General features: G+C 64.5%; 7 protein-coding genes. 2 read left to right on the plus strand and 5 right to left on the minus strand.

Annotation, left to right across the window (positions count from 1 at the left end):
- Positions 1-97 precede the first annotated feature (97 nt).
- Together ACIRRA_RS45240 and murJ are read right to left on the minus strand one after the other, a co-directional pair.
- Positions 98-262 carry a hypothetical protein gene (locus ACIRRA_RS45240; protein WP_402782093.1) on the minus strand — a complete coding sequence of 55 codons (165 nt, stop codon included), beginning with the start codon at positions 260-262 and terminating at the stop codon, positions 98-100.
- Positions 263-489: 227 nt separating this feature from the next.
- Positions 490-2181 (minus strand): murein biosynthesis integral membrane protein MurJ, encoded by a 1692-nt coding sequence (gene murJ, locus ACIRRA_RS45245; protein ID WP_402782096.1) that lies wholly within the window; start codon positions 2179-2181, stop codon positions 490-492.
- 218 nt (positions 2182-2399) lie between these two features.
- Between murJ and ACIRRA_RS45250 the strand changes: the two genes are divergently transcribed.
- Complete coding sequence (locus ACIRRA_RS45250) at positions 2400-2861, plus strand: hypothetical protein (RefSeq protein WP_402782099.1); 462 nt, start codon at positions 2400-2402, stop codon at positions 2859-2861.
- A gap of 278 nt (positions 2862-3139) precedes the next feature.
- On the opposite strand, the gene ACIRRA_RS45255 is transcribed toward ACIRRA_RS45250, so the two are convergent.
- The 3 genes from ACIRRA_RS45255 to ACIRRA_RS45265 all read right to left on the minus strand — a co-directional run bounded on the left by ACIRRA_RS45255 (position 3140) and on the right by ACIRRA_RS45265 (position 5827).
- Complete coding sequence (locus tag ACIRRA_RS45255) at positions 3140-3628, minus strand: DinB family protein (RefSeq protein ID WP_402782102.1); 489 nt, start codon at positions 3626-3628, stop codon at positions 3140-3142.
- A gap of 210 nt (positions 3629-3838) precedes the next feature.
- Complete coding sequence (trxA, locus tag ACIRRA_RS45260; protein WP_402782105.1) at positions 3839-4591, minus strand: thioredoxin; 753 nt, start codon at positions 4589-4591, stop codon at positions 3839-3841.
- A 162-nt stretch (positions 4592-4753) separates the two neighbouring features.
- Entirely contained in the window at positions 4754-5827 is a 1074-nt protein-coding gene (locus ACIRRA_RS45265; protein ID WP_402782108.1) for an FAD-dependent monooxygenase, read from the minus strand.
- Positions 5828-5911: 84 nt separating this feature from the next.
- Here ACIRRA_RS45265 and ACIRRA_RS45270 point away from each other — a divergent pair, with 84 nt between their 5' ends.
- On the plus strand, positions 5912-6403 hold the full coding sequence (locus ACIRRA_RS45270; RefSeq protein WP_402782111.1) for a TetR/AcrR family transcriptional regulator: 492 nt from the start codon (positions 5912-5914) through the stop codon (positions 6401-6403).
- Positions 6404-6636 lie beyond the last annotated feature (233 nt).

Raw genomic sequence — 6636 nt, forward strand, 5'->3', positions numbered from 1 at the left:
CCTTCGCTGGTAGGTGCCACAGCCGGATCGCCGACCGCCGCGTCACAAAGATAATGCGGGCAGACGATCTACGTATCTCGTTTCGGGAGAACAGATTTCACAAGGTCATCCGGAGTTGTGTTGCGCTGGTGAACATTCGATGCTCGACGCTCGTGTGATCGCCCGAGGTGACCTCGACCTGTTGATTTCCGGATGGCCGCAGGGCCGATTCGAAAGCCAACACCCGCGCCCGGAACTGCTCCTGCCCACCATCCGTCGCCATTCTCGGTCCTTACACCGGCCCAGCTGCCTTGAGCCAGCCGAATAACAGCCCCGATCAGCAAGAACGACCGCTTACAGCACGTCCCGATATCCTGGAATCGGCAATAGCGGACGTTCTGCACCGCACCAGGTTCCGGCCGCAGGCACCCCGCGCTGGCCGGTTCGGTCAGCGTGCCATGCGGCAATATAGTGCGTTTGCCGACATGGGTCAGAACAGCGTCTCCGGCGTCATGAACGGCTCAGCATGGTTCGTGCTGCACGGATTTCGGGAATCCCGATCACTCGTGCCGCGAGCAGGAACACCGCCGTGCCAGCGGCAGCTCCTGCGGCGAGGGTGACGAGCTGTTCGATGCTGGGCGTGCCGATCGTGGTGCGTGAGAGCGCGATAGCGGTCAGTCCGGCGGCGCCGGCGAGGGCGGTTGCCCACATCACCCGGTGCACGGTGGCGGCGACAGCGGAGAAGCCGAGCAGCCCGTACCGCCGGCGAAGCAGAATGTGCCCGGTCACCGCACCGGCGACGTAGGCCAGCGAGCTGGAGACGCTGAGCATCACGATCACGACCTGGTTGGTCAGGACAGTCGCCGTCAACACCAGAATCGCCACCTTCGTCACCACCATGACGACGTTGATCACGGTGGGAGTCCGGGTGTCGTTGTAGGCGTAGAACACTCGCATCTGCAGCATGACCAGCGCGAACGGCGCGAGCCCGAACGCCGAGCACGCCACCGCGAGCCCGATCAGCCGGGCAGCGTCAGCGTCGACACGACCGGTGAACACCAGCGCCGCGAATCCCGGACCCAGCAGGCTCATCGCCATGGTCACCGGGATCAGCGCCACCGACAGGTAGCGGGCACCACGGGAGAGATCGGCGATCACTGCAGCGTGATCACCGAGAGCCGCGGCGCGAGAAATGCGCGGCATCAGGACCGTCAGCACGGACGCGGCGAGAATGCCGTAGGGGACCTGGAACAACAGCTCGGCGTAGGTGTAGATGGACACCCCACCATGGTCGAAAGCGACCCGCATCGTGATCGCCACACCGATCTGGCTGATCACGGCATACACCAGCAGCCACCCCAGGATCGGAAGCCCGGCGCGGATCGGACGCCAGGTGTAGGGCAGCGGCCGTACTCGCCAACTCCACGCGAAACCGTTGCGCCGCAATGCCGCAACCACCCAGGCGGCTTGTCCGGCGATTCCTGCTGTCGTACCGACGCCGATGGTGAGCACCTGGGCGGTGGTCATGGAGGTGGGAGTCAGGGTGACCGGCCCGGGAAGCAGGACGAATACCCCACAGGTGGCGAGCACGATCACGTTGTTGACCACCGGCGCCCAGGCCGCGGTGGCGAAACTGTCGCGGACATTGAGCACCGCTCCCACGACCACGGACACCCCGTAGAAGAAGATCTGCGGCAACAACAGATACGCCAACCCGGTGGCCAGGTGACGTTGTTCGGGGTCGGCGACGAACACTCGAACGATCAGCGGGGCGCACGCCACCGTGAGCGCTGTGACCACCGCCAACGCCAGCACGGCCGCGACCATCACCCGCTGGGTGAATTCGCGGGACCGTTTGCGGCCCTGACGTCGCGCCCGTGTCAGGACTGGGACGACGGCGCTGGCCAGGACGCTGCCGAGCAGCAGTTCATAGAGCATGTTCGGCAGATTGTTCGCGCCGTTGTAGGCATCTCCCACTGCTGCGGTCCCCAGGACCGCGGCCACCACGATCGTTCGAGCGAACCCCGTGACCCGACTGACCACGCCGGCCAGAGCCACATGCCCGCCCGCGCGAGCGAGCCCCGCACCGTCCGCGCGCCCTTCGCTGCCAACACCTTTGAGCTTGACCGGTTCGGTGGTGCGGCGCGGTAATCGCTGGATCGGCAACGGCTGTGTCGCGAAACTGCCGTAGTCGTTCAACACGTCCCCCTCATCGCGTGGCTGGTTCCGACCCTCCAGATTACGGACGCGATGTACCCGACCCCAGCGTGGTGCGTCGCCGCACGGTGGAACGAATCACCACCGTCCAGCCCCCAATGAACAGCATCAAATGGAGTTGCGACGCTTCATGTACCAGGTGACACGATTCTTACCCGTTTCGGCCGCCGACGCCCCGCGCTGGCCGGTTCGGTCAGCGCGACATGCGGCAAGAGAGTGCGTTCACGCCGTGGGCCCGCGCTCCTCGACGCTGGACGCAGCTACCCGCCACCGAGCCCCCGCTCGCCGAAACTCCCGGCAATATTCTCGGCGACTTCGGGGTCAGCGCAGGCTTCGGCATTCCCCAGCGTGCCGCAACCTACATCATCGGGGAACCCGGGTTGGCCGCACCGAAACATGCCGTCACCTGCTCGGGCGTCCACCCACCGATAGCGCAAACCAGAATCCGCACAATCGGATGGGTATACAGGTATTGCGCAGAACTCGATCCCGAAGAACTCGATCCCGAAAAAAGAGGTGCCCCCGAACCTGACTCCGACGTCGATATCGGAACCGGCACCGGCGCGGCGGCAGCCGTGCCGACCCCCACCACCAAAGCCCCCAGCGCAGCCGCCGCAACAAGGAAAGAACGCATCGGACAAGACCTTTCAATCAAGCAAAATTGATACGTTTCACAATCCGGTACATCCCGGCCTCCCGCGCCACCCCAAATCCTGGGGCGGCGGCGCAGCGGCACTGGGTTTCCCATCGGCCGACCCGCTGGTGATTCCACTGAAGCCCCGGAGAACGCGCTGCATTCGGCATGTCAGTGCATCCGGTCGGCCCGGGATTGACACGGCCACTTGATCTTCGCTCATCTGCGCCAGCCGGTTCGGGCAGCGCGGGAAGTGGCGTGAGCGATCACTTGCACCGACTGTCGTTGGATTGTCGTGCGGCACAATGCTCAAGGATGTTCGATCTGCTCGCGCAAGATGTCGCCGTGGCCGGCGTGACGTGCGAAGTCCTCGATCAGGAACAGGTAGATGAATCGCAGGCTCACCTCGCCGAGACGAGGGTGGGTCCGGACGTCGTCGAGTGCGAAATCTGCGGCGATTGCTCGGGAACGTTCGCTGCCGCGGTCGAATTCGGCGATCACGTCGGCCACGGTTTCGTTGTCGTCGACGACGAAACTGGCATCGCCCGGCGTCATGCCGCCGTCGCATTCGTTCTCGGGTAGGCCCGCCAGGATGTGCTGGAACCAGATCCGCTGGGCGACTGCGGCGTGCTTGAGCAGTCCGATCGGGGTGGTCATCGATGCGACGAGGCGGCGGCGGGCGTCTTCTTCGGACAGGCCGCGCAGCGTGTTGACCAATTCGGCTCGGTTGCGGTCGAGCATGTTCTCGAGCATTCGACGTTCGTCGCCGATGGTGATTCGTGGTCTCGACCAGGTCATTGCCAACTCGATCCTTTGGTTGGTTTGGATCTGCCTGTCGTCCGCATGGCCAACTGGCCGAAGGATATGGCGGCACTGAAATCATCCGCAACTCGGCAGTGCAGGCAGTCGGGCGCCCAGATCAGGGCCGTTGATCTTCCGGCCGCCCGCGCTGGACGGTTCAGGCAGTGCGGGTCACGCCAGAGTGCGTTTTGCCAGGCCCTCGGGTCCTCAGGCACGTAGCGCAGCGTCAAGCTCGGCTTGCAGTCGGGCTTTGGAACGAGCGCCGACCATGGTGCGAACCGGACGGCCATCTCGGAAGAGCACCAGAGACGGCAGCGACATGATCTGGTAATCCCTTGCAGAATCCGGGTTTTCATCGGAATTGATCTTGCAGATGATAAGGTCGCCAAACCGTTCTCGAGCGACTTCGGCCAGCACAGGCGCGATCATATGACACGGCGGGCACCGTGGAGCCCAGAAATCCACCAACACCGGTTGCTGGTGCTGGAGAACGACAGCAGCAAAAGTCTCGTCAGTGACGGTGACTACCTCGGCAGTGGCGTGATCGAACGACATCAGGATTCCTTCGTGTCGGTCAGGCCTAGTAGCGGCCCGGCACGGATTGTCCGGCCGGGCCTCCGCGGCGCGGAGTTTGTCGGCCAGCGTGGTGCGCAATTGCGTGAGTTGAGCTAGAAGGGCGTCGACTTCGGCCAGGCGTCGGCGGTAGACATCGATCGAGTCCGTGCACGAGTCCCCGGACTCGTGTCCGGCCCGGAGACATTCCACGAACGGGCGAGTATCGTCCAAGCTCATCCCGACCGCCTGCAACGCCAGGATCTCAGCGACCAGCCTGGCATCATCGTCGCTGTACTCCCGATATCCATTGGCTTCTCGCCGCGCTGTTATCAACCCCTGCGATTCGTAGAAACGCAGGGCGCGTGTCGTCGTCCCAGCCCGCTTCGCCAGCTCCCCGATCCTCATGCCCCGACCGTAAACGTTGACCTTTGCGTCAAGGCAAGCCCCAATCGCCCTTCAGCACGCTGAAATCAGCAGTTGCGGACGTTCTGTGCCGCAGCAGGTTTCGGGCGCCAGCGCCTCGCGATGGCCGGTTCGGTCAGCGCGGTATGCGGCAATTGACGACGTTCACAGACTCGGCGGTTCGGCCGCGCCGCCGAACATCACCGCGGTCTGGTAACCCTTGTCCTGGTTGTCCGTGACATAAGGCCGCAGCTCTTTTTCGTATGCGGCGAACGCGGTCTCGGGGTCTGCATCGGCCGCGGCCAGCTGGCGAGCCAGGGCCTGTGCGCCGATCAACGCCTGAGAGGTGCCCATGCCACTGGTCGGTGCGGCGCAGTATCCAGCATCGCCGACCAGCGCAACCCGGCCGCACGACCACCGGTCGAGGTGAACCTGACAGGACGAGGCGAAGAAGAAGTCCTCGGCATCGGTCATCGCGTCCAGCAGGCGGGGCACTTCCCAGCCCTGCCCCGCGAACGCCGACCGCACCGCCTGTTCTTGCTCCGCGCGGCTGCGCCGGTCCCACTCGGGGGACGAAGTGGCAAAGGAAAGGCTCACCGTCAACCGGTCCGAGTCGGCCGAGCTGAACAGGTAGACCGTCGTGCCCTGCCCCGGCCGCAACAGGCCCGTGTGGTCGAGTCCAAGGTAGTTGGCGATGCTGAACCCGACACCGGACATCCCCAGATGCCGCAGCACGTCGGCCCGCGGACCGAACGCCAGGCGCCGGACGTTCGAATGCACCCCGTCCGCGCCGAACACCAGGTCGAAATCGGCAGCCACGCCACGCTCGAACTCGACCGCGACACCGGATTCATGCTGCGTCAATGCGGTGATCGGGTCGCCGAACACGTATGCCACATCGCCGGTGGTGGCCTCGTGCAGGATTCGAGTCAGTTCACGCTTGGGCACTTCCAGTTCGCCGGCGAACGTCTCGGTGGGTAGCTGCCCGATCTCGGTGCCGCTGCCGTCGACCACGGCGGTGCCGCGCATCTTCGTGTCATGTCCGCGGATCTCGTCGAGCACGCCCATCTCCGCCAGCACGTCGAACGCCGCACCACGGAAGTCCACCGCATATCCACTGTCGCGGACCAGCGACGCACGCTCGACGACGGTCACGTCGTACCCGCTGCGATGCAGGAAGTAGGCGAGGGCGGGTCCGGCCACGCTCGCGCCCGAGATCAGAACCTTCGGCTTGGTCATGATCAGGACCATAACCACGTCTTATCCATATGGTCAATCCATTTGGATAAAACATATGGATAAGATTGTGGGTATGCTGCGCAGGTGGGAAACCGAGAAGCCTTGTTGGCCGGAGCCAAGCAGTGTTTGATCGAACGCGGCTGGGCGCACACCACGGTCCGTGACATCGCCGCAGCCTCCGGGGTCAACCACGCGGCCATCGGCTACCACTTCGGCTCCCGTGACGCACTGCTCACTCAGGCACTGGTGCAAGCAGTGGACGAACTCGGAGCCGAACTGGCCCACCACGACTCGACGGACAGTCCCGAACAGGGCTGGCAGGCCCTGATCGACACCTTCACCACCCATCGATCCCTGTGGGTGGCCCAACTCGAAGCCGTCGTACAAGCCGAAAGGTCACCCGACATCCGCGAACACCTCGCCCGCGGACAACGCGAGGCACGCACAGGACTCGGCGGCTCGGTACCACTCGCACTGCTGACCGGCCTGATGCTGCAATGGCTGGTGGACCCAGAGCACGCACCCTCCAGCAAGGACGTGGTCACCGAATTACGTTCTCTCACCACGAATCTCTGACCGCATCAGTACACTCCCCCGCAGTTGATTCGGCCGATGTCCTGAACTCGGCAGTAGCGGACGTTCTGTGCCGCAGCAGGTTCCGGCGGCCGGCGCCCCGCGCTGGCCGGTTCGGTCAGCGCGGTATGCGGCAGATGAGTGCGTTTGCCCGAGGTGCGCTCATCGGTGCACGCTCAGGGCTTGGGCGAACCATCTGAACGCGGGCACGCTGGGTTCTTCGGGGGCGTGGCCGT

This window comes from Nocardia sp. NPDC101769, assembly GCF_044766925.1.
Taxonomy (GTDB): Bacteria; Actinomycetota; Actinomycetes; order Mycobacteriales; family Mycobacteriaceae; genus Nocardia.

Excerpts from the sequence above, each read along its gene's own strand:
- ACIRRA_RS45240 (WP_402782093.1), bottom strand. The coding sequence starts at position 262 with ATGGCGACGGATGGTGGGCAGGAGCAGTTCCGGGCGCGGGTGTTGGCT.
- ACIRRA_RS45265 (WP_402782108.1), bottom strand. The coding sequence starts at position 5,827 with ATGACCAAGCCGAAGGTTCTGATCTCGGGCGCGAGCGTGGCCGGACCC.
- ACIRRA_RS45255 (WP_402782102.1), bottom strand. The coding sequence starts at position 3,628 with ATGACCTGGTCGAGACCACGAATCACCATCGGCGACGAACGTCGAATG.
- ACIRRA_RS45250 (WP_402782099.1), top strand. The coding sequence starts at position 2,400 with ATGCGGCAAGAGAGTGCGTTCACGCCGTGGGCCCGCGCTCCTCGACGC.
- trxA (WP_402782105.1), bottom strand. The coding sequence starts at position 4,591 with ATGAGGATCGGGGAGCTGGCGAAGCGGGCTGGGACGACGACACGCGCC.